Source organism: Pseudomonas sp. GW458-11-26-14-LB4 (assembly GCF_059423925.1).
In genome coordinates this window covers 56,895-77,775 of sequence record NZ_JBWKYU010000016.1, presented here as the reverse complement: position 1 = coordinate 77,775, position 20,881 = coordinate 56,895, and the positions used below count along the sequence as shown (strand labels likewise).

Below are 20,881 nucleotides of genomic sequence, written 5' to 3'. Positions count from 1 at the left end.
GAAGTCCCGAGGGGGCCGCCGGTTCCGGGGCCGCCCTCGAGGTGCTTCTCGCTACAGTCTCAAGGCGAGCGCTTAGCGTCGCTTGGCCATCTCGTTGATGAAGCGGTCAAACAGAGGGGCCACATCGTTCGGGCCCGGGCTCGCTTCAGGGTGACCCTGGAAGCTGAACGCGCTCTTGTCGGTGCGCTCGATACCCTGCAGGGTGCCGTCGAACAGCGATTTGTGGATCGCGCGGACGTTGGCTGGCAGGGTTTCTTCGTCAACCGCGAAGCCGTGGTTCTGGCTGGTGATCATCACGACGCCCGTGTCCAGATCCTGAACCGGGTGGTTGGCACCGTGGTGGCCGTGGCCCATTTTCAGGGTCTTGGCGCCGGAGGCCAGAGCCAGCAGCTGGTGGCCGAGGCAGATGCCGAAGACCGGAATTTCGGTTTCCAGTACTTCCTTGATCGCCTTGATCGCGTAGTCGCAAGGCTCCGGATCACCAGGGCCGTTGGACAGGAACACGCCGTCCGGCTTCAGAGCCAGTACGTCGGCAGCCGGGGTTTGCGCCGGAACCACGGTCACGCGGCAACCGCGCTCGACCAGCATGCGCAGGATGTTGACCTTGACGCCGTAGTCGTAGGCAACCACGTGATAAGGCAGCTCGGAGGCTTCGATGGTCGCGTGGCTGTCGGTTTTCAGATCCCAGACAGTGGAGCGCCATTCGTATTGGGTCTTGGTGCTGACGACTTTCGCCAGGTCCATGCCCTTCAGGCCCGGGAAGCCTTGCGCCGCGGCGATGGCCGCTTCTTCGGAGATGTTGTCGCCGGCCATGATGCAGCCGTTCTGTGCGCCTTTTTCACGCAGGATGCGGGTCAGGCGGCGGGTGTCGATACCGGCGATCGCCACAACGTTGTTGGCTTTCAGGTAATCGGACAGGGACATCGTGTTACGCCAGTTGCTCGCTACCAGCGGCAGGTCACGGATGACCAGGCCAGCGGACCAGACGCGATCGGACTCGGCATCTTCCGGCGTGGTGCCGGTGTTGCCGATGTGCGGGTAAGTCAGGGTAACGATCTGTTGGGCGTAGGAAGGATCGGTAAGGATTTCCTGATAGCCGGTCATTGCGGTGTTGAACACCACCTCACCAACGGTCTGACCGTCGGCTCCAATGGCTTCGCCGCGAAAAATGCTGCCATCAGCAAGGGCGAGTATGGCTGGCTTAGTCAAGAAGACCTCCCGTAAATAACGCATGAAAGGGCAATCGCAGGTTGTAAAAAAGCGGAGTGACGTATGGACACGTCACCCCGCTTCTTCACTGAATTATTCTGCGCGCTTTTAGTGGACACACTAAAGCTGTAGCTTACAGAAAAAGGGATTTTTGGTCTACCGTCAATGAGGCCGAAAGGCCGGAGAATGCGACAGGGCGTCGCTCGGCGGAGTAAAACCGGCGCAAACAGGGCGTTTGCGCCGGCTTCAGAACATCTCAATGCAGGTCGAGCACGTCCTGCATGTCGTACAAACCAGACTCACGAGCATCCAGCCACAACGCCGCACGCACCGCGCCCTTGGCGAACGTCATGCGACTCGAAGCCTTGTGCGTGATCTCCAGTCGCTCGCCCTCGCAGGCGAACAATACCGTGTGATCACCCACCACATCACCACCGCGAACAGTGGCGAAACCGATGGTTTCGCGCTCACGAGCACCGGTGTGGCCTTCACGACCATAGACCGCGACTTTCTGCAGATCACGATCCAGCGCATTGGCGATCACTTCACCCATGCGCAGGGCCGTACCCGACGGCGCATCAATCTTGTGCCGGTGATGGGCTTCGATGATTTCGATGTCCGCATCATCCGCCAACACCCGTGCCGCCATGTCGAGCAGCTTCAGCGACAGATTGACGCCGACACTGAAGTTGGCGGCGAAGACGATCGGGATATCCTTGCCCGCGTCGGCCAGCAATTGCTTCTGCGCAGCATCCAGCCCGGTCGTGCCGATCACCATCGCCTTGCCGGCCTTGCGGCAGAAGGCCAGGTTTTTCAGCATCACTTCCGGCAGGGTGAAGTCGATCAACACATCGAACTCTTCCGCCACTGATTCCAGATTCCCGGACAGCGGCACGCCGATTCGACCGAGCGAAGCCAGCTCACCGGCATCCACACCGATCAGCGTACTGCCAGGGCGGACAATCGCGGCCGTCAGACCGGTCAGCGGCGCGCGCTGCTGCACCGCCTCGACCAGAATCTTGCCCATGCGCCCGGCAGCGCCCATCACAGCTATACGTCGCATGCCGACTCCTTACAGATCGCCGAAGAAGCGTTTCACACCGTCGAACCAACCGGTGGTTTTCGGGGAGTGGCTGTTGTCGTCCGCCAGGGAGCTGCGGAACTCTTCCAGCAGTTCACGTTGACGACGGGTCAGGTTGACCGGCGTTTCGACGGCCACACGGCACATCAGATCGCCCGCCCCACCGCCACGCACTGGCGCAACACCCTTGCCGCGTACGCGGAACTGCTTGCCGGTCTGAGTTCCTTCCGGAATCTTCAGTTTGACGCGACCGTCGAGGGTCGGAATTTCCAGCTCGCCGCCCAGGGCCGCGTCGACGAAGCTGATCGGCACTTCGCAGAACAGATGCTTGCCGTCACGCTGGAAGATGTCGTGTTCGCGGACATTGATCACCACGTACAGGTCGCCGGTCGGGCCACCCTGAGTGCCCGCCTCGCCTTCACCGGACAGACGAATGCGGTCACCGGTGTCGACACCGGCCGGCACTTTGACGGAAAGGGTTTTGTATTCTTCGACGCGACCGTCGCCGTGGCATGAGTCGCACGGATCGGAAATGATCTTGCCCTGACCATGGCAACGTGGGCAGGTCTGCTGCACCGAGAAGAAGCCTTGCTGCATGCGTACCTGACCGATGCCGCCGCACGTCGGGCACGTCGATGGCGACGAGCCTTTCTTGGCACCCGATCCATCACATGGTTTGCAATTGACCAATGTCGGAACGCGGATATTCACGGTAGTACCGCGTACCGCTTCTTCCAGGTTCAGCTCCAGGGTGTAGCGCAAATCGCTGCCACGCTGGGCGCCGCCACGGGAACCGCCGCGACCGCCACCGAAGAAGTCACTGAAGACATCACCGAAGATGTCGGAGAAGTTCTGACCGCCGAAGCCTGCACCGCCGCCACCCATGCTCGGGTCGACGCCGGCATGACCGTACTGGTCGTACGCTGCGCGCTTGCTGGAATCGGACAGCACTTCGTAGGCTTCGTTGGCCTCTTTGAACAGTTCTTCCGACGCTTTGTCATCGGGATTACGGTCCGGGTGATGCTTCATCGCCAGACGGCGATAGGCCTTTTTCAGGTCTGCTTCGCTTGAGCCGCGCTCAACACCCAACACTTCGTAATAGTCACGCTTAGCCATAAGTTCTTCATACTCTTGAGGACGTTCGGCAAACCCCTCCTGAGCTTCGCCAAACTCGTTGAGCCCCAATACAGGCCCGGACCCAACTCACGTCAATTCAACGATCCTGGTCTTTGGTTCATGCGGTATTTGCGGCGCGAAAAGCAGGAGCATTCCCGGCCATACCGCCAGCACCCGAACCTTGTCGCATGCTGTAAAAATTCGCGTATTCCAGATACGCCAACGCGGGAGCAAGCTCCCGCGCGGCGACATCCTACCAGTCACCGCCGCAAGGCAGTCAACCGGGCGACCAACAACTTACTTGTGGTCTTTGACTTCTTCGAACTCGGCATCGACAACATCGTCAGCCTTTTCAGCTTTCTCGTCGTGCGGTGCCGCGCCTTCAGCAGGCTGAGCCTGTTCGGCGTACATCTTCTGAGCAACCGGTGCAGAGACTTTCGACAGCTCTTCAACCTTGGCGTCGATGGCAGCCTTGTCGTCGCCTTTGACGGCAGCTTCCAGGGCAACCACAGCCGCTTCGATTGCAGTCTTCTCTTCTGCAGTCACTTTGTCGCCAGCGTCGGCGATCATCTTGCGAGTCGAGTGAACCAGTGCATCACCCTGGTTACGGGCAGCGGCCAGCTCTTCGAACTTGCGGTCTTCCTCGGCGTTCAGCTCGGCGTCGCGCACCATCTTCTGGATTTCTTCATCCGACAGACCAGAGTTGGCCTTGATGGTGATCTTCTGCTCTTTGCCAGTCGCCTTGTCCTTCGCACCTACGTGCAGGATGCCGTTGGCGTCGATGTCGAAGGTCACTTCGATCTGCGGCACACCACGTGGAGCAGGTGGAATGTCGGCCAGGTCGAACTTGCCCAGGGACTTGTTCTGTGCGGCTTGCTTGCGCTCGCCTTGCAGGACGTGAATGGTCACGGCGCCCTGGTTGTCGTCGGCCGTCGAGAACACTTGCGATTTCTTGGTAGGAATCGTGGTGTTTTTCTCGATCAGCGCGGTCATCACGCCACCCATGGTTTCGATACCCAGGGTCAGCGGGCTGACGTCGAGCAGCAGAACGTCTTTCACGTCACCGGCCAGAACGGCGCCCTGGATCGCAGCACCCATGGCAACGGCTTCGTCCGGGTTCACGTCTTTACGTGCTTCTTTACCGAAGAAATCGGTAACTGCCTTCTGCACCAGTGGCATACGAGTCTGACCACCAACCAGAATCACGTCGTCAATTTTGCTGGCGTCGATACCGGCGTCTTTCAGAGCAATACGGCACGGCTCGATGGTACGGTTCACCAGGTCTTCGACCAGCGACTCGAGCTTGGCACGAGAGATCTTCACGTTCAGGTGCTTAGGACCAGTCGCATCTGCTGTGATGTACGGCAGGTTGACGTCGGTCGACTGCGAAGAAGACAGCTCGATCTTGGCCTTCTCAGCGGCTTCTTTCAGACGCTGCAGGGCCAGAGGATCGTTCTTCAGGTCCATGCCGGACTCTTTCTTGAACTCGTCGACGAGGTAGTCGATCAGGCGCATGTCAAAGTCTTCGCCGCCCAGGAAGGTGTCACCGTTGGTGGCCAGAACTTCAAACTGGTGCTCGCCGTCAACTTCGGCGATTTCGATCACGGAAACGTCGAAGGTACCACCACCCAGGTCGTAAACGATCACGGTGTGATCGCCCTTGGCCTTGTCCATACCGTAAGCCAGAGCAGCTGCGGTCGGTTCGTTGATGATACGTTTTACGTCCAGACCGGCGATGCGGCCAGCATCTTTAGTTGCCTGACGCTGACTGTCGTTGAAGTACGCCGGAACGGTGATCACCGCTTCGGTCACAGCCTCACCGAGATAGTCTTCGGCGGTCTTCTTCATCTTTTTCAGGACTTCGGCGCTGATTTGCGGCGGAGCCATCTGCTTGCCGGAAGCCTCGACCCAGGCGTCACCGTTGTTGGCCTTGACGATCTTGTAAGGCACCAGCTTGATGTCTTTCTGTACAACTTCTTCGTCGAAGCGGCGGCCAATCAGGCGCTTCACTGCGAACAGTGTGTTGTGCGGGTTGGTCACAGCCTGACGCTTGGCGGACTGACCCACCAGAATTTCACCATCATTGGCGTAAGCGATGATCGACGGCGTTGTACGCGCGCCTTCGGCGTTCTCAATAACTTTGGCCACGCCGTTTTCCAGCACGGAGACGCAGGAGTTGGTAGTCCCCAGGTCGATACCGATAATTTTGCCCATGTTCACTCTCCCGAAACTTTGGATTTTTTTGCCGCAGCAGTGGTGGCTGACTGCGGTAATACTTAAACGCTTGACTTGTAAATGGGGGCCTTGCGGCTAATTTCAAGCCTTCTCGTCAATCGAAGGCGAAACTGGCGCCGGCGCCTTGCTGACCACGACCATCGCCGGACGCAACAGGCGACCGTTGAGCTGATAGCCCTTCTGGAACACCTTCAGAATGCTGTTCGGCTCCAGATCAGCACTTTCCTGCATGGCCATCGCCTGATGCTCCACGGCATTGAACGGTTCGCCTTCCTGCGGGCTTACAGCGACAAGCTGATAGCGCGTGAGGGTGTCGTGAAACATTTTCAGGGTCAGCTCGATGCCTTCGCGCATCGGACGGATGCTTTCGTCATCAGGGCTCGACAGCTCGAGACCACGCTCCAGGCTGTCGACGATCGGCAGCAGATCGCCGGCGAATTTTTCCAGCGCAAACTTGTGCGCCTTTTCGACATCCTGCTCGGCACGTCGGCGGACGTTCTGCAGATCGGCAGCTACGCGCAGCGATTGATCCTGCGCGGCGGCCAATTGCTCTTCGAGCACTTGTACACGGGTCGCCAGGTCATCACCCGAAGTCTCGGGCGCCTGATTGGCTTCTGGGTTTTGCGTATCTACTGTCTGTTCGTCAGCCATAGAATTCTCCTTTCAATATCGTCCGCGAGTTCGATTCGCGCTTCTGCCCCGATATATGGGGCCGCAAAATCAGGCTTCAAGGGCTGACAACGATTAACCCTACAAAAAAGTGCTGCATTGCCATTCCCTGGCGCGATAGGCATTTGATCGGATCATCCCCATCGACCTCGGCGAGGGCATTGTCAGCTCGAAACAAAACACTGTATAAATAACCAGACCTGAAGCCTGGGAGCGGCCTTTATGCTGGTGCACCTGTCCGTACACAACTACGCCATCGTTGAACATCTCGATCTCGAACTCGATCGCGGCATGAGCGTGATTACCGGGGAAACCGGCGCCGGCAAGTCGATCATGCTCGACGCCCTGGGCCTGACGCTCGGTGATCGCGCCGACAGCGGCGTGGTTCGACCGGGCGCCGACAAGGCCGATATCCTGGCGACCTTCGATCTGGCCGACATTCCCGAGGCCAGCGCCTGGCTCGCGGAACGCGACCTGGAAATCGACGGCCCGTGCATCCTGCGCCGGGTCATCACGTCCGAAGGTCGCTCACGCGGCTATATAAATGGCACGCCCTGCCCGCTCGGCGACCTTAAGGCTCTCGGTGAGCTGCTGATCGATATCCACAGCCAGCACGAACACCAATCCCTGCTCAAGACCGACACCCACCGGCGCCTGCTCGACGAATACGCCGGGGCCACCGATCTGGCGCGCCAGGTTCACCTGGCCGCCCAGCGCTGGCGCCAGACCCGTCAGGAGCTGGAGCGCCTTTCCAATTCCGGCGACGAACAGCGCGCGCGCCATCAGCTGCTCAGCTACCAGCTCGAAGAACTGGAAAACCTCGGCCTAGGCGAAAACGAGCTGGAAGAACTGGAGCAGGAACACAAGAACCTGACCAATGCCGAAACCCTGCTCGGCATCTGCCGACAAGTGGTCGAGCAATGCAGCGAAAGCGATTCCGGCAACGTGCTGAATGCCCTGACGGCCAGCCTCAATCGCCTGTCGAGCGTGAACAACTCGGTCGGCGCGCTGGGTGAGGCGAGCAGCCTGCTGACCAGTGCGCAGATCCAGGTCGAAGAAGCCGTCGGCGAACTCAATCGTTTTCTCGACAACTTCGATGCCGATCCAGCGCGCCTGCAATATCTGGAGGAACGTCTGGACTCCATTTACACGCTGGCACGCAAACACCGTATTCAGCCGACGGAGGTGGCAGAGATGCAGCAGAAGCTGCTCGATGAAATCGAAGCCCTCGACGCCAACGATGAATCCATCGAACGCCTTGCCGAGGAACTCGCATCCTATGCCCGCCACTATCAGGAAAAGGCCCGGGAACTGAGCGAGCTGCGTCATCAGGCGGCCGGCAGCCTGGCCAGCGCGGTGGAGCAGGAGATACAGCGCCTGGGCATGCCCGGCGGTCGCTTCACCATCGAATTGCGCGCCAACAACAGCAGCGAACTGCAACCCAATGGTCTGGAGCAAGTCGAGTTGCTGGTCAGCGCCAACCCTGGCCAACCCCTGAAGGCCCTGGCCAAAGTGGCCTCCGGCGGTGAGCTGTCACGGATCAGCCTGGCCATCCAGGTGATTACCGCCCAGACCTCTCGTGTTCCGACGCTGGTGTTCGACGAAGTGGACGTGGGCATTGGCGGTCCGACGGCCGAAATCGTCGGCCAGTTGCTGCGCCGCCTCGGGGATCGCGGACAGGTACTGACGGTCACACACTTACCGCAAGTCGCGGCCCAGGGACATCAGCACCTGTTCGTGCATAAAGTGCGCGGCGAGCAGGCGACTCACACAGCCGTTTCGAAGCTGAGCAAGAATGACCGTATAGAAGAAGTCGCGCGGATGCTTGGCGGCATCGATCTGACCAAAGAGTCTTTGGCGCACGCGAAAAAGATGGTCGTTACCGCAAAGGTTTAAGCACGCCAGAAAGCACGAAGGCGACCCTTGGGTCGCCTTCGCTCGTTTCGCGAACCTGAAATTCGCGCGACATGCTTACTTTTTGTTGCGTACGTACAGTACGAGATTGTGATCAACCATCTCGTAACCGTGCTTCTCGACGATCGCCTTCTGAAGTTTTTCGATTTCTTCGTCGAAGAATTCGATGACTTCGCCCGACTCCACGTTAACCATATGGTCGTGGTGGCCACCGTCGGCCAATTCGAATACCGCGTGGCCGCCGTCGAAGTTGTGACGGACCACGAGGCCAGCCGCTTCGAACTGGGTCAGAACACGGTAAACCGTGGCCAGACCGACATCCTCGCCAGCTTCCATCAACGCCTTGTAGACGTCCTCGGCACTCATGTGACGCTGCTCTGTAGAGTCGAGCATTTGCAGGATCTTGACCCGTGGCAGGGTCACTTTGAGGCCGGCTTTGCGTAGTTCGCTATTTTCAACCATGGTCAGCTTTCTCGCGATGCTGCTTCGCAGCTTCTCTTAATGCGGGTATGATCGGCGTTTACGTTGTCCCAGCCAAGATAGTGGAAGTCGCCCACCGATGCAAAACACCAAGCTCTTGCTAACCAGTTTCACCTTTGTGGGACTGCTCGCACTCGCCGGTTGTTCATTCCCCGGGGTTTACAAAATCGACATCCAGCAGGGCAATGTCGTCACGCAGGACATGATAGACCAGTTACGCCCGGGAATGACCCGGCCGCAAGTACGGTTTATCATGGGTAACCCTCTGCTTGCCGACACGTTCCATGCCAACCGCTGGGATTACCTGTACAGCCTGCAACCTGGTGGCGGTGAACGTCAGCAGGAACGCATGAGTGTCATTTTCGACTCGAATGACCGTCTTGTCAGCCTGTCCGGTGACTTCATGCCGGGCGTCAGCCGTGATGAAGCCATTCTCGGCAAGGACAGTGGCACCAGCGTGACCACTCCTGCTGAAAACGCCGAACAGCCGAAACCGGAAAAACCGGCCAAGCCAGGCTCCTTGCTGGATCAGATCCAGAAGGACGTCGATGGTGTGGAAACCGTTCCGGTTCCAACGCCAGAACCGCTGGACACCTCGCCGCAATAATTTGCGACGCAATAAAAAACCCGGAAGTTCCGGGTTTTTTATTGCCTGCCGTTTGGCCAACCTACTGATTTTTCGCCTTGGCCTCGGCAGCCTTGGCGGCGCGCAGACGGCGCACCTCTTTCGGATCAGCCAACAGTGGCCGATAGATCTCGATGCGATCACCTTCCTGAACCTGTCGGGTATCCGGATCAGCGATCACTTTGCCGAAAATCCCCAAGGGACAACTGCTCAGATCCAACTCCGGAAATTCACCATCAATCCCGGACGCCATCAGCGCCGCACGCACCGTCGTACCTTCGGCAACACTGGTTACACGCAACACCTGACGATCAACCGCCGCATACACCACTTCGATTTCGATCACCGGCTCAACCATGCATCTGCTTGGCGCGCTGGCAGAACGCGTCCACCAGCGTATTGGCTGCCTGATTGAACAAAGGCCCGAGCGTCGCGCGGACCAGCGGCCCGGCGTAGTCGAAAGACAGATCCAGACTGATCTTGCAGGCCTTCTCGTTCAGCGCCTTGAACACCCAGACGCCGTGCAGCTGATTGAACGGCCCCTCCTCCAGGTTCATCTCGATCGACTGACCCGGCACCAGCGTATTGCGCGTCACGAAATGCTGACTGAGGCCGCCCTTGGCCACGCCGACACTGGCGCGCATATGCTCAGGCGAGCTTTCCAGGACTTCAGCAGACGAGCACCACGGCAGAAATTCCGGGTAACGTGCCACGTCATTGACGAGGTCGTAGAGAAATTGCGCCGGATAAGGCAGCAGCGCCGATCGTTGAATATGTGTCGTCATGTAAGCGTCACTTCCAGAGCTGGGCGGCAAACACTACAAGAATGCCGATGGGCGCCACATAGCGCATCAAGAACAGAGACAGGGCGAACAGCGCCGGGCTGCGAATCGACAACTCGTCACGCACCGCCTCACGCCCCATCACCCAACCGGCAAACAGCACGAAGCACAGTCCGCCGAGCGGCAACATGATCCGCGAGGTGAAGAAGTCGATCACACCAAAGAAGTCCAGGCCACCGGCCGCACCCAATTGGTAGAGATGGAACACCCCGCCATCGTTCACGAAAAATTTGGCTTCCTTCCAGATATTGAAGGAAAACACCGTGCCCAGGCCGACGAACCAGCAGGTGAACGCCAACCAGAATGTCACCCAGACACGACTGATTTTAGTCCGCTCGACCAGATAGGCGACCATCGGCTCTAGCAGGGAAATCGCTGAGCTCCAGGCCGCAATGGCCACCAGAACGAAGAACACCACGCCCATCAACTGGCCGAACAGCACGTTACCGAAAGCAAATGGCAGGCTGACAAACATCAGCCCCGGGCCTTCGCTCGGGTTCAAACCACCGGCGAACACAATCGGAAACAAGGCCAGACCGGCCACCAGCGAAACAAAGGTATCGAGCAGCGCCACACCGACGACCGTGCCGGACAGCGAGGCTTCCTTGGTCATGTAGGCGCCGTAGATCATGATCGAGCCCACGCCCACGCTCAGGGAGAAGAACGCGTGGCCCATGGCCGGCAGCAAGCCGTCGAGGACTTTTTCCGGGTGGAAGTCGAACATGAAGTGCACGCCCTCCATGAAATGCCCGGTAGTCATGCTGTAGCCCAGCAGAACCAGCACCATCACGAACAGCAGCGGCATCATGATCCGCAGGCTGCGCTCGAGCCCGGCGACCACGCCCTTGGCGATCACTACTGCAGACAACAGCATGAAAACCGTGTGCCAAAGTGTCAGGCGCCACGGATCGGAGATGACATTACCGAAATACGCCCCGACCTGATCGGCCGTCGCGCCCTGGAAGTCTCCGCGCCCCATATCAATGATGTAATCCAGCGACCAGCCGCCGACCACACTGTAAAAAGACAGAATCAGCAACGCCGTGATCATCCCGGCGAACGCGCCCCACGACCACTTGCCCGAGTGCCCCGCTTCCAGCGCCAGCACCTTCAGGGCATTCGCCGGACTCTGGCGGGCACGGCGGCCGATCAGGGTTTCGGCGAGCATTACCGGGATGCCGATCAGCGCGATACACGCCAGAAACATCAGCACGAAGGCGCCGCCACCGTAGACCCCGACCATGTAGGGGAATTTCCAGATGCTGCCCAATCCCACGGCCGAACCGGTCGCGGCGAATATGAAAACCCAGCGGCTAGCCCAACTGCCGTGGACAGAAACCTTGTCTGTCGACATCGTTTATCACGCCCAAGCGTTAGAAAAAGAGGCCGCATTGTCCGGGATTCACTCAACCTGCTCAAGCACGCAGCATCACCGTAGCCGACAGCCGTTTATCTCCATATAATGCCGCCCCTATGGCTAAACAGAAGAAACACCCAACAGGGACCATCGCGCAAAACAAAAAGGCGCGACACGATTACTTCATCGAGCACAAGTTCGAGGCTGGTCTGGTCCTGGCCGGCTGGGAAGTAAAAAGTCTGCGGGCAAGCAAACTGCAACTGGTCGACAGTTACGTGTTGCTCAAGGATGGCGAAGCCTGGTTGCTCGGCAGCCACATCACGCCTCTGATGACCGCCAGCACCCACGTCATTGCCGACCCGGTGCGTACCCGCAAGCTGCTGCTCAACCGCCGCGAGCTGGACAAGCTCGCCGCCGCCGTGCAGCAAAAGGGTTACGCCTGCGTGTGCCTGTCCTGGTACTGGAGCAAGCACATGGTCAAGTGCGAGATCGCACTGGGCAAGGGCAAGAAGGAATACGACAAGCGTGACACCGAACGCGAACGCGACGCCGGTCGCGAGTTACAGCGTGCGGTGCGCAACAAGGGCAAGGAAGACTGATTCTTCTGCCTGAATGACCGTTCCCGCGCCTCGCACGGGAGCGGTCTTTTTTACATCCCTTTACGTCGCTCGGCGCGAGCCATGCGCTGCACTTCCTGACGCACCTCTTCCAGCACTTCTTGCACATACAGAATGTGTCGGCTGGACACCTCACGCGCCTGTTCCGCGCGACCCTCGATAATCGCCAGATACAACTCCCGATGCTGCGTGATCAGCATGTCGCGAGTTTCCGTGCGCTGCTTGTACATGCCACCGATGTTGGTCACCACGTTGCGCTTGAGCAAATCGAACAGCCCGCGAATGGTGTGCAGCAACACCGCGTTATGACTGGCTTCGGCAATCGCCAGGTGGAATTTCGCATCCGCCGCGCCCTCTTCCGCCCGGCTCACTTCGTCATGACGCGAATAGCAGTCCTGTAACTCTTCAAACGCAGCCGTCAGCCGTTCACGATCCACATCCGTGGCGCGCAATGCTGCGTAATAGGCACACGATGCCTCCAGCGTGTGGCGAAATTCCAGCAGATCGCGCTGCGCCTCGGGATTGCTTTCCAGCAATTGCAGCAGCGGATCGCTGAACGTCGAACCGAGGCTCTCCACGACATAGTTGCCGCCGCCCTGCTTGCTGACCAGCAACCCCTTGGCCGCAAGCTTCTGAATCGCCTCGCGCAAAGAGGGCCGGGAAACGCCGAACTGTTCCGCCAGAGTCCGCTCGGCCGGCAGACGCTCGCCAGACTTCAACGTGCCCTCGAGAATCATCCCTTCCAGTCGCTCGACAATGTCGTCAGACAAACGGCGCTGACGTATCTGATCAAACCCCATCACTCAACTCTCCACCATCCCGACCGCTCGCCGGGCTCTCTATTCTGGCCTATCGGCGCGTTGCCGACACCTGCCAGATGACACTTGGGCGACCGGATCAGATCGAGCTCTGCACCGGTGATTCGACAAAAGTTTTAGGGCGGCAAATTGACACACCGACATCAAGGCTTTTACCCTAGCCAACAGCGATTGTAAATTGGTATTACCAATTAACCAAGAACGCTGACAGTGCCTGACCAACAACAATTAGGGGCCACCCCATATGCAAACCTGGCAACAGCTCTACAGCCCGCTCGGCAGTCTCGGCGTGTCCGCACTCGCGGCCGTCATCCCCATCGTGTTCTTCTTCCTCGCTCTGGCGGTGTTCCGCCTCAAAGGTCATGTAGCCGGCAGCATCACGCTCGCCCTGGCGATCCTTGTGGCGATCTTCGCGTTCCAGATGCCGGTCGACATGGCGTTCGCCGCTGCCGGATATGGCTTCGCCTATGGTCTGTGGCCGATTGCCTGGATCATTGTGGCGGCGGTGTTCCTGTACAAACTGACGGTCAAGAGCGGTCAGTTCGAGGTCATCCGCAGCTCGGTGCTGTCGATCACTGACGACCAACGCCTGCAGGTGCTGCTGATCGGTTTCTGCTTCGGCGCCTTCCTCGAAGGTGCCGCCGGCTTCGGCGCGCCAGTGGCGATTACCGCTGCGCTGCTGGTTGGCCTGGGTTTCAACCCGCTGTACGCCGCCGGCCTGTGCCTGATTGCCAACACCGCACCGGTGGCGTTCGGCGCACTGGGGATTCCAATCATCGTGGCCGGGCAAGTCACCGGTATCGACGCGTTCAAGATCGGCGCCATGACCGGCCGCCAACTGCCGCTGCTGTCGCTGTTCGTGCCGTTCTGGCTGGTGTTCATGATGGACGGCCTGCGCGGCGTGCGTGAAACCTGGCCAGCCGCACTGGTTGCCGGCCTGAGCTTCGCTGTCACCCAATACTTCACTTCGAATTTCATCGGCCCGGAGCTGCCGGACATCACGTCGGCCCTGGCCAGTCTGATTTCGCTGACCCTGTTCCTGAAGGTCTGGCAACCGAAACGTGCCGCCGGCCAGCACATCGTCGGCGCCGTATCCGCTTCGGTGGTCTCCGCCAGCGTCGGCGGTTTCGGCCAGAAGCGCACCACCGTCGCTTCGCCCTACAGCCTCGGGGAAATCTTCAAGGCGTGGTCGCCGTTCCTGATCCTCACCGTGCTGGTGACCATCTGGACCCTCAAGCCTTTCAAAGCCATGTTCGCCGCCGGCGGTTCGATGTACGCCTGGGTGTTCAACTTCGCGATTCCGCACCTGGATCAACTGGTGATCAAGACCGCTCCGATCGTTGCTGCTCCGACCGCGATCCCGGCCGTATTCAAACTCGATCCGATTTCCGCGACCGGCACGGCAATTTTCTTCTCCGCACTGATCTCGATGCTGGTGCTGAAGATCAATTTCAAAACTGGTCTGACCACTTTGAAAGAGACCTTCTACGAACTGCGCTGGCCGATCCTGTCGATCGGCATGGTGCTGGCGTTTGCCTTCGTCACCAACTATTCCGGCATGTCCTCGACCATGGCTCTGGTGCTGGCCGGTACTGGCGCAGCGTTTCCGTTCTTCTCGCCGTTCCTCGGCTGGCTCGGCGTGTTCCTGACCGGTTCCGATACCTCGTCCAACGCCCTGTTCAGTTCGCTGCAAGCGACCACCGCGCACCAGATCGGGGTCAACGACACCCTGCTGGTGGCGGCCAATACCAGCGGCGGCGTGACCGGCAAAATGATTTCGCCACAATCGATCGCCGTGGCCTGCGCCGCGACCGGGCTGGTGGGCAAGGAATCCGATCTGTTCCGCTTCACCCTCAAGCACAGCCTATTCTTTGCCACGATCGTCGGCCTGATCACGTTGGCCCAGGCCTATTGGTTTACCGGCATGCTGGTGCATTAAGACTACAAGCGACATGGAAATAACCGACGCCAGTTCGTGATTCCGGCGTCAGCAATTCACAACCCGGTCTGTAAGGCTGCTGAAAGCAACGAGCTCTATATTCGGCAGCCTCAACAGACGGATAACCGGGCCCACCCGGAGACACGCCTGATGAGCGAGCTTTTTTACAACGCTGTGCCCAACGCCACTCGCGTCGCACCGCCACTGCCCGAACCCCGGCAATACCCCAGCGAGAAACCGTCGCGGGTCTACCTGTTCGGCACGTGCGTGGTCGACCTGTTCTATCCGGAAGCCGGGATGGACGCGATCCACTTGCTGGAGCGCGAAGGCATCCGGGTCGACTACCCGCAAGGGCAGAGCTGCTGCGGACAACCGGCCTACACCTCGGGTTACACCGAGCAGGCACGGACGGTGGCGCGCTCGCAACTGGCGCTGTTTGCCGGGGACTATCCGGTGGTGGTGCCGTCGGGTTCCTGCGCCGGAATGATCCGCGAGCATTACGCCGACTTGTTCAAGGACGAGCCGGAAACGCTGAAACAGGTTCAGGCCCTCGCGGCCCGCACCTATGAGCTGGCCGAGTTTCTGCTGTTCGTCTGCAAGGTGCAGCTCAAGGACAGCGGCGAGCCGGTAAAAGTGGCGCTGCACACCTCGTGTTCGGCGCGACGGGAAATGAACACCCACCTGCACGGCCGCGAGTTGTTGGCGCAGTTGAGCAACGTGGAACGGGTCAATCACGATCACGAAAGCGAATGCTGTGGCTTCGGTGGGACATTCAGCGTCCGTATGCCAGACATTTCCGGCGCGATGGTGGCTGACAAGACCCGGGCGTTGAAGGAATCCGGTGCGCATCAGGTACTCAGTGCCGATTGCGGCTGCTTGATGAACATCAACGGCTCGCTGGAAAAACAGCAGGAAGCGCTGCGCGGGCAACACCTGGCGAGCTTCCTCTGGCAACGAACCGGAGGTGCGCGATGAGCACTTCCACGATTATTCCTACGGTTGCCGTAGAAGAAGACTTCCGCACCCGGGCACACAACGCCCTGGGCGACTCGCAGTTACGGAACAACTTCCGCACTGCGATGGATTCACTGATGACCAAGCGGGCAGCGGCTTTCAGCGATGCCCACGAAAGAGAACACTTGCGCGCCCTGGGCAACTCGATCAGGGCGCGTGCGCTCTCCAAGTTGCCCGACCTGCTCGAGCAACTGGAACAGAACCTGACCCGCAACGGTGTGACAGTGCACTGGGCGGAAACGGTGGACGAGGCCAATGGCATCGTCCTTTCGATCATCCGCGCTCACGAGGCGCGGCAAGTGATCAAGGGCAAATCGATGGTCAGCGAAGAGATGGAGATGAACCATTTCCTCGAGGCTCGGGACATTGAATGTCTGGAGTCCGACATGGGGGAGTACATCGTCCAGCTCGACCACGAGAAGCCTTCACACATAATCATGCCGGCAATCCACAAGAATGCCGGTCAGGTCGCGTCCTTGTTCCACGACAAACTTGGCGTGGAATACACCAAGGACGTTGACCAACTCATTCAGATCGGTCGCAGGGTCCTGCGGCAGAAATTCTTCGAAGCGGACATCGGCGTTTCCGGTGTCAACTTCGCCGTGGCCGAAACCGGCACCCTGCTGCTGGTGGAAAACGAAGGCAACGGCCGCATGACCACCACCGTGCCGCCGGTGCACATCGCCGTCACCGGCATCGAAAAGGTCGTGGAAAACCTGCGCGACGTGGTGCCGCTGCTGTCATTGCTGACCCGCTCGGCGCTGGGCATTCCGATCACCACCTACGTCAACATGATCTCCGGCCCGCGCAAGGAACACGAACTCGACGGCCCGCAGGAAGTGCATCTGGTACTGCTCGACAACGGTCGCAGCCAGGCCTTCGCCGACAGTGAATTGCGCCAGACGTTGAATTGCATCCGCTGCGGCGCCTGCATGAATCATTGCCCGGTCTACACCCGCGTCGGCGGCCATACCTATGGCGAGGTTTATCCCGGCCCGATCGGCAAAATCATCACCCCGCACATGGTCGGCCTGGCGAAAGTCCCGGATCACCCGAGCGCTTCTTCGTTATGCGGCGCCTGCGGTGAAGTGTGTCCGGTAAAAATTCCTATTCCTGCACTGCTGCGCCGCCTACGCGAAGAGAACGTCAAATCCCCCGACAGTCCTCATCAAGTGATGCGCGGCCAGGGCAGCAAGTATTCGCGCAAGGAACGCTTCATCTGGAACGCCTGGGCGAAGCTCAACAGCTCGCCGACCCTGTATCGACTGTTTGCGTTTTTCGCCACACGCCTGCGGGCCTTGGCGCCGAACAACGTCGGCCCGTGGACGCAGAATCACAGCGCGCCGAAACCCGCCGCCCGCTCATTGCATGACATGGCTCGCGAACACCTCGCCAAACAAGGAGACCGTTGATGAGCGCCAAGCAAAATATCCTCGGCAAGTTGCGCAAAAGTCTGACCGGCACCACACCGATTGCCGACAACTTTGACGTCGATCTGGTGACTCAGCCTTACACCTACAGCGCCGAACAACGGATCCCGCAGCTGCGCAAACTGATGGAAGCGGTGCACACCGAGATCCACCTGACTTCCGCTGATGCGTGGCCGGCGCTGCTGGCGCAATTGCTGCGTGACCGCCAGTTGCCGAGCCTGTTGATCGCACCGACTACACCTCACGGGCAGCGCATCACACAACACTGGGCGAACAATCCTGATCTGCCGGCGCTGAAGTCCTACGACCGACCGATGGAAGAGTGGAAAGCCGAGTTGTTCAACGACACCCCGGCCAGCCTGACCGGCACCCTCGGCGCGATTGCCGCCACCGGCAGCCTGATCCTGTGGCCGACCCGCGAAGAGCCACGGCTGATGAGCCTGGTGCCGCCGGTGCATTTCGCCCTGCTCAAGGCCAGCCAGATCCGCGACAACTTCTATCAGGTGCAGCAGGAATTCGAGTGGGCACAAGGCATGCCGACCAATGCGCTGCTGGTGTCCGGCCCGTCGAAAACCGCCGACATCGAGCAAGTCCTGGCCTACGGCGCCCACGGCCCGAAAGACTTGGTGGTGTTGATCCTGGAGGACCAATGACCTTACCGGCGAATTTCCTGCGCGATGCGCAGCAACTGATTCCGGCCGAGCGCCGCTTCGACGATCCGCTGTCGACCCTGGCCTTCGGCACCGATGCCAGTTTCTACCGGTTGATTCCGCAACTGGTGATCCGCGTCGAATCCGAAGATGAAGTGGTGGCGCTGCTGAAGCTGGCCCAGCGCGATCAGGTCCCGGTGACCTTCCGCGCCGCCGGCACCAGCCTGTCCGGCCAGGCGATCAGCGATTCGGTGCTGATCGTGCTGGGGGATAACTGGAACGCCCGGGAGATCCGAGGGCAAGGCACGCAAATCCGCCTGCAACCGGGGGTGATCGGCGCCCAGGCCAACGCGTGGCTTGCGCCATTCGGACGCAAGATCGGCCCGGATCCGGCGTCGATCAACGCCTGCAAGATCGGCGGCATCGTCGCCAACAACGCCAGCGGCATGTGCTGCGGCACCGCGCAAAACACCTATCACACGCTGGCCGGGATTCGTCTGGTACTGGCCGACGGCACACGTCTGGATACCGAAGATGCTGCCAGCGTCGAGGCGTTTCGAGTCAGCCACGGTCAATTGCTGGAACGCCTGGCGACATTGGGCCGCGAGACCCGCGCCAATGCCGAACTGGCCGCACGAATCCGCCACAAATACCGTCTGAAAAATACCACCGGCCTGTCGCTCAACGCCCTGGTGGATTTCGATGAGCCTGTGGATATCTTGAGCCACTTGCTGGTCGGTTCCGAAGGCACCCTCGGCTTCATCAGCGCGGTGACCTACGACACGGTGATCGACCACCCGAACAAGGCCTCGGCGCTGATCGTATTCCCGGATGTGGAAACCTGCTGCAACGCCGTCACCGTGCTGAAAAGCCAACCGGTGTCGGCCGTGGAACTGCTCGACCGCCGCAGCCTGCGCTCGGTGCAGGACAAACCCGGCATGCCGGCTTTCGTACAGCAGCTGTCGAACAATGCCTGCGCGCTGTTGATCGAATCCCGCGCCGCTTCTTCCACTTTGCTGCAGGAACAACTGGCGCAGATCATGGCCTCGCTCAGCGCCTTCCCGGTGGAGAAACAGGTCGACTTCACCGAAGACCCGGTCGAAAACGCCCGCCTCTGGGCGATCCGCAAGGACACCTTCCCTGCCGTCGGCGCCGTGCGCAAGACCGGCACCACGGTGATCATCGAAGACGTCACCTTCCCGGTGGAGCAACTGGCGATCGGCGTGAACCGTCTGATCGAGCTGTTCGACAAACATCACTACGACGAAGCGATCCTTTTCGGACACGCGCTGGAAGGCAATCTGCACTTCGTCTTCACCCAAGGCTTCAACAGCCCGGAAGAAGTCGCACGCTATCAGGCGTTCATGGACGACGTGGCGCAACTGGTGGCCGTGGAGTTTGGCGGTTCGCTGAAGGCGGAACACGGCACCGGACGCAACATGGCGCCCTTCGTCGAACTCGAATGGGGCAGCGACGCCTATCAATTGATGTGGCAGCTCAAACGCCTGCTCGACCCCAACGGCATTCTCAATCCGGACGTGGTGCTCAGCGAAGACCCGCAGATCCACCTCAAGCACCTGAAACCGCTGCCGGCGGCTGACGAGATTGTGGATAAATGCATCGAGTGCGGTTTCTGCGAGCCGGTCTGCCCCTCAAAAGGTCTGACCCTGAGCCCGCGCCAGCGCATCGTGATCTGGCGCGATATCCAGGCGCGAAAACGCGCCGGGATCGACACCACCGAACTGGAAAAAGCCTACGATTACCAAGGCATCGATACCTGCGCAGCAACCGGTTTGTGTGCACAACGTTGTCCTGTAGGCATCAACACCGGCGAGCTGGTGAAAAAGCTTCGCGGCCTTCACGCGACGCATACGAAAACTGCCAACTTCATCGAAGGAAATTTCGCCACCACCCTGCAAGGTGCGCGTTTCACCCTGCATGTGGCCAACGGTGCGCGGATGCTGTTGGGTGCACCGCGCCTGGCGAAGCTTTCCGCCACCCTGACGCGGCTGTCCAAAGGTCAGGTGCCGCTGTGGACCAACGCGATGCCGCAGCCGGAAAAAGCCATTCGCTTCAGCCCGGCCGTGTCTGACGAGCGCCCGCGCGTTGTGTATCTGGCGGCTTGCGTCTCGCGTGTGATGGGGCCGGCAGCGGGCGACAAGGAGCAGATGTCGCTGTACGACAAAACCCGTGGCCTGCTGGAAAAGGCCGGTTATCAGGTGGTGTTTCCGGACAATCTGGACAACCTCTGCTGCGGTCAGCCCTTTGCGTCCAAGGGCTATGCCGAACAGGCCGAACACAAGCGTCAGGAGCTGATCGGCGCGCTGCTCCAGGCCAGTCGCGGCGGGCTCGATCCGATCTATTGCGACACCAGCCCCTGCACGCTGCGGCTGGTGCAGGATGTGGGAAATGTTCGCCTGGATCTGTATGACCCTGTGCGCTTCATCCGTACGCACCTGATGGATCGGCTCGACTTCACCCCGCAGGAAGCACCGATTGCGGTTCACGTGACCTGCAGCACTCAGCACCTTGGGGAAAGCCAGGCGCTGATCGACCTGGCCCGCAAATGCAGCAAGAACGTGGTGATCCCGGAAGGCATTCACTGCTGCGGTTTCGCTGGCGACAAGGGTTTCACCACGCCAGAGCTCAACAGCCACTCACTGCGTACGCTCAAGGATGCGGTGCAACAATGCAGCGAAGGGATTTCCACCAGCCGCACCTGTGAGATCGGTCTGACGCAACACGGTGGAATCGACTACCACGGTCTGGTGTATCTGGTGGACCGGGTAACCCGAGCCAAAGCCCCCGCAACCGCCCTCTGAAGAAAAATAGAACCCTTGCGAACGACCGCAGTCCACAGAACAGGCCCCGAACAATCGGGGCTT

Annotated in this window: 18 protein-coding genes; 8 read left to right on the top strand and 10 right to left on the bottom strand. The window is 59.8% G+C overall.

Going from position 1 to position 20,881, the window contains the following annotated elements:
• Positions 1-72: 72 nt before the first annotated feature.
• The 5 genes from carA to grpE form a co-directional block, all read right to left on the bottom strand.
• Positions 73-1,209: a glutamine-hydrolyzing carbamoyl-phosphate synthase small subunit gene (carA, locus tag AC07XZ_RS20660; protein ID WP_007953761.1), complete on the bottom strand. Its 1,137-nt coding sequence runs from the start codon at positions 1,207-1,209 to the stop codon at positions 73-75.
• Between the two features lie 256 nt (positions 1,210-1,465).
• On the bottom strand, positions 1,466-2,272 hold the full coding sequence (dapB, locus tag AC07XZ_RS20655) for a 4-hydroxy-tetrahydrodipicolinate reductase (protein ID WP_102687345.1): 807 nt from the start codon (positions 2,270-2,272) through the stop codon (positions 1,466-1,468).
• A 9-nt stretch (positions 2,273-2,281) separates the two neighbouring features.
• Complete coding sequence (gene dnaJ, locus AC07XZ_RS20650) at positions 2,282-3,406, bottom strand: molecular chaperone DnaJ (protein ID WP_102687344.1); 1,125 nt, start codon at positions 3,404-3,406, stop codon at positions 2,282-2,284.
• A 297-nt stretch (positions 3,407-3,703) separates the two neighbouring features.
• Positions 3,704-5,620: a molecular chaperone DnaK gene (dnaK, locus tag AC07XZ_RS20645; protein ID WP_085746880.1), complete on the bottom strand. Its 1,917-nt coding sequence runs from the start codon at positions 5,618-5,620 to the stop codon at positions 3,704-3,706.
• Positions 5,621-5,722: 102 nt separating this feature from the next.
• The gene (grpE, locus tag AC07XZ_RS20640; protein WP_085746879.1) at positions 5,723-6,292 is read right to left on the bottom strand and encodes a nucleotide exchange factor GrpE; all 570 of its coding nucleotides are present in this window, start codon (positions 6,290-6,292) and stop codon (positions 5,723-5,725) included.
• Between the two features lie 240 nt (positions 6,293-6,532).
• On the opposite strand from grpE, the gene recN reads away from it, so the two are divergent.
• Complete coding sequence (gene recN, locus AC07XZ_RS20635; RefSeq protein WP_085608031.1) at positions 6,533-8,206, top strand: DNA repair protein RecN; 1,674 nt, start codon at positions 6,533-6,535, stop codon at positions 8,204-8,206.
• A 75-nt stretch (positions 8,207-8,281) separates the two neighbouring features.
• On the opposite strand, the gene fur is transcribed toward recN, so the two are convergent.
• Positions 8,282-8,686, bottom strand: a complete 405-nt coding sequence (gene fur, locus AC07XZ_RS20630) for a ferric iron uptake transcriptional regulator (protein WP_039769149.1) — start codon at positions 8,684-8,686, stop codon at positions 8,282-8,284.
• 97 nt (positions 8,687-8,783) lie between these two features.
• Here fur and AC07XZ_RS20625 point away from each other — a divergent pair, with 97 nt between their 5' ends.
• The gene (locus AC07XZ_RS20625) at positions 8,784-9,311 is read left to right on the top strand and encodes an outer membrane protein assembly factor BamE (protein ID WP_085746878.1); all 528 of its coding nucleotides are present in this window, start codon (positions 8,784-8,786) and stop codon (positions 9,309-9,311) included.
• Between the two features lie 61 nt (positions 9,312-9,372).
• Here the strand turns inward: AC07XZ_RS20625 and AC07XZ_RS20620 are convergent, their stop codons facing one another.
• Genes AC07XZ_RS20620 through AC07XZ_RS20610 form a run of 3 tightly spaced genes read right to left on the bottom strand, consistent with a single transcriptional unit; the run spans position 9,373 to position 11,525 of the window.
• Complete coding sequence (locus tag AC07XZ_RS20620) at positions 9,373-9,687, bottom strand: RnfH family protein (RefSeq protein WP_102687343.1); 315 nt, start codon at positions 9,685-9,687, stop codon at positions 9,373-9,375.
• Complete coding sequence (locus AC07XZ_RS20615) at positions 9,680-10,114, bottom strand: type II toxin-antitoxin system RatA family toxin (protein WP_003221509.1); 435 nt, start codon at positions 10,112-10,114, stop codon at positions 9,680-9,682. Before AC07XZ_RS20615 ends, AC07XZ_RS20620 begins: the two co-directional genes overlap by 8 nt.
• Before the next feature lie 7 nt (positions 10,115-10,121).
• Positions 10,122-11,525, bottom strand: a complete 1,404-nt coding sequence (locus AC07XZ_RS20610) for a sodium-dependent transporter (RefSeq protein WP_102687342.1) — start codon at positions 11,523-11,525, stop codon at positions 10,122-10,124.
• 119 nt (positions 11,526-11,644) lie between these two features.
• On the opposite strand from AC07XZ_RS20610, the gene smpB reads away from it, so the two are divergent.
• Positions 11,645-12,127: an SsrA-binding protein SmpB gene (smpB, locus tag AC07XZ_RS20605; protein WP_007953781.1), complete on the top strand. Its 483-nt coding sequence runs from the start codon at positions 11,645-11,647 to the stop codon at positions 12,125-12,127.
• 50 nt (positions 12,128-12,177) lie between these two features.
• On the opposite strand, the gene AC07XZ_RS20600 is transcribed toward smpB, so the two are convergent.
• Positions 12,178-12,945, bottom strand: a complete 768-nt coding sequence (locus AC07XZ_RS20600) for an FCD domain-containing protein (RefSeq protein ID WP_039769141.1) — start codon at positions 12,943-12,945, stop codon at positions 12,178-12,180.
• Between the two features lie 262 nt (positions 12,946-13,207).
• Here AC07XZ_RS20600 and AC07XZ_RS20595 point away from each other — a divergent pair, with 262 nt between their 5' ends.
• The 5 genes from AC07XZ_RS20595 (at position 13,208) to AC07XZ_RS20575 (ending at position 20,818) form a co-directional block, all read left to right on the top strand.
• Positions 13,208-14,902 carry a lactate permease LctP family transporter gene (locus tag AC07XZ_RS20595; RefSeq protein WP_085746875.1) on the top strand — a complete coding sequence of 565 codons (1,695 nt, stop codon included), beginning with the start codon at positions 13,208-13,210 and terminating at the stop codon, positions 14,900-14,902.
• Between the two features lie 150 nt (positions 14,903-15,052).
• Positions 15,053-15,877 (top strand): (Fe-S)-binding protein, encoded by an 825-nt coding sequence (locus tag AC07XZ_RS20590; protein WP_039769136.1) that lies wholly within the window; start codon positions 15,053-15,055, stop codon positions 15,875-15,877.
• Positions 15,874-17,328, top strand: coding sequence for a LutB/LldF family L-lactate oxidation iron-sulfur protein (locus AC07XZ_RS20585; RefSeq protein ID WP_102687341.1), 1,455 nt, complete (start codon positions 15,874-15,876; stop codon positions 17,326-17,328). The genes AC07XZ_RS20590 and AC07XZ_RS20585 overlap by 4 nt, the downstream gene beginning before the upstream one ends.
• A complete protein-coding gene (locus tag AC07XZ_RS20580) occupies positions 17,328-17,999 on the top strand; it encodes a LutC/YkgG family protein (RefSeq protein WP_102687340.1) in 672 nt (223 codons plus the stop codon). The genes AC07XZ_RS20585 and AC07XZ_RS20580 overlap by 1 nt, the downstream gene beginning before the upstream one ends.
• Positions 17,996-20,818 carry an FAD-binding and (Fe-S)-binding domain-containing protein gene (locus AC07XZ_RS20575; RefSeq protein ID WP_102687339.1) on the top strand — a complete coding sequence of 941 codons (2,823 nt, stop codon included), beginning with the start codon at positions 17,996-17,998 and terminating at the stop codon, positions 20,816-20,818. The genes AC07XZ_RS20580 and AC07XZ_RS20575 overlap by 4 nt, the downstream gene beginning before the upstream one ends.
• Positions 20,819-20,881: the final 63 nt, after the last annotated feature.

Bases quoted from the DNA above. Each gene is read 5' to 3' on its own strand.
- dapB (WP_102687345.1), bottom strand. From the start codon at position 2,272: ATGCGACGTATAGCTGTGATGGGCGCTGCCGGGCGCATGGGCAAGATT.
- dnaJ (WP_102687344.1), bottom strand. From the start codon at position 3,406: ATGGCTAAGCGTGACTATTACGAAGTGTTGGGTGTTGAGCGCGGCTCA.
- dnaK (WP_085746880.1), bottom strand. From the start codon at position 5,620: ATGGGCAAAATTATCGGTATCGACCTGGGGACTACCAACTCCTGCGTC.
- grpE (WP_085746879.1), bottom strand. From the start codon at position 6,292: ATGGCTGACGAACAGACAGTAGATACGCAAAACCCAGAAGCCAATCAG.
- recN (WP_085608031.1), top strand. From the start codon at position 6,533: ATGCTGGTGCACCTGTCCGTACACAACTACGCCATCGTTGAACATCTC.
- fur (WP_039769149.1), bottom strand. From the start codon at position 8,686: ATGGTTGAAAATAGCGAACTACGCAAAGCCGGCCTCAAAGTGACCCTG.
- AC07XZ_RS20625 (WP_085746878.1), top strand. From the start codon at position 8,784: ATGCAAAACACCAAGCTCTTGCTAACCAGTTTCACCTTTGTGGGACTG.
- AC07XZ_RS20620 (WP_102687343.1), bottom strand. From the start codon at position 9,687: ATGGTTGAGCCGGTGATCGAAATCGAAGTGGTGTATGCGGCGGTTGAT.
- AC07XZ_RS20615 (WP_003221509.1), bottom strand. From the start codon at position 10,114: ATGACGACACATATTCAACGATCGGCGCTGCTGCCTTATCCGGCGCAA.
- AC07XZ_RS20610 (WP_102687342.1), bottom strand. From the start codon at position 11,525: ATGTCGACAGACAAGGTTTCTGTCCACGGCAGTTGGGCTAGCCGCTGG.
- smpB (WP_007953781.1), top strand. From the start codon at position 11,645: ATGGCTAAACAGAAGAAACACCCAACAGGGACCATCGCGCAAAACAAA.
- AC07XZ_RS20600 (WP_039769141.1), bottom strand. From the start codon at position 12,945: ATGGGGTTTGATCAGATACGTCAGCGCCGTTTGTCTGACGACATTGTC.
- AC07XZ_RS20595 (WP_085746875.1), top strand. From the start codon at position 13,208: ATGCAAACCTGGCAACAGCTCTACAGCCCGCTCGGCAGTCTCGGCGTG.
- AC07XZ_RS20590 (WP_039769136.1), top strand. From the start codon at position 15,053: ATGAGCGAGCTTTTTTACAACGCTGTGCCCAACGCCACTCGCGTCGCA.
- AC07XZ_RS20585 (WP_102687341.1), top strand. From the start codon at position 15,874: ATGAGCACTTCCACGATTATTCCTACGGTTGCCGTAGAAGAAGACTTC.
- AC07XZ_RS20580 (WP_102687340.1), top strand. From the start codon at position 17,328: ATGAGCGCCAAGCAAAATATCCTCGGCAAGTTGCGCAAAAGTCTGACC.
- AC07XZ_RS20575 (WP_102687339.1), top strand. From the start codon at position 17,996: ATGACCTTACCGGCGAATTTCCTGCGCGATGCGCAGCAACTGATTCCG.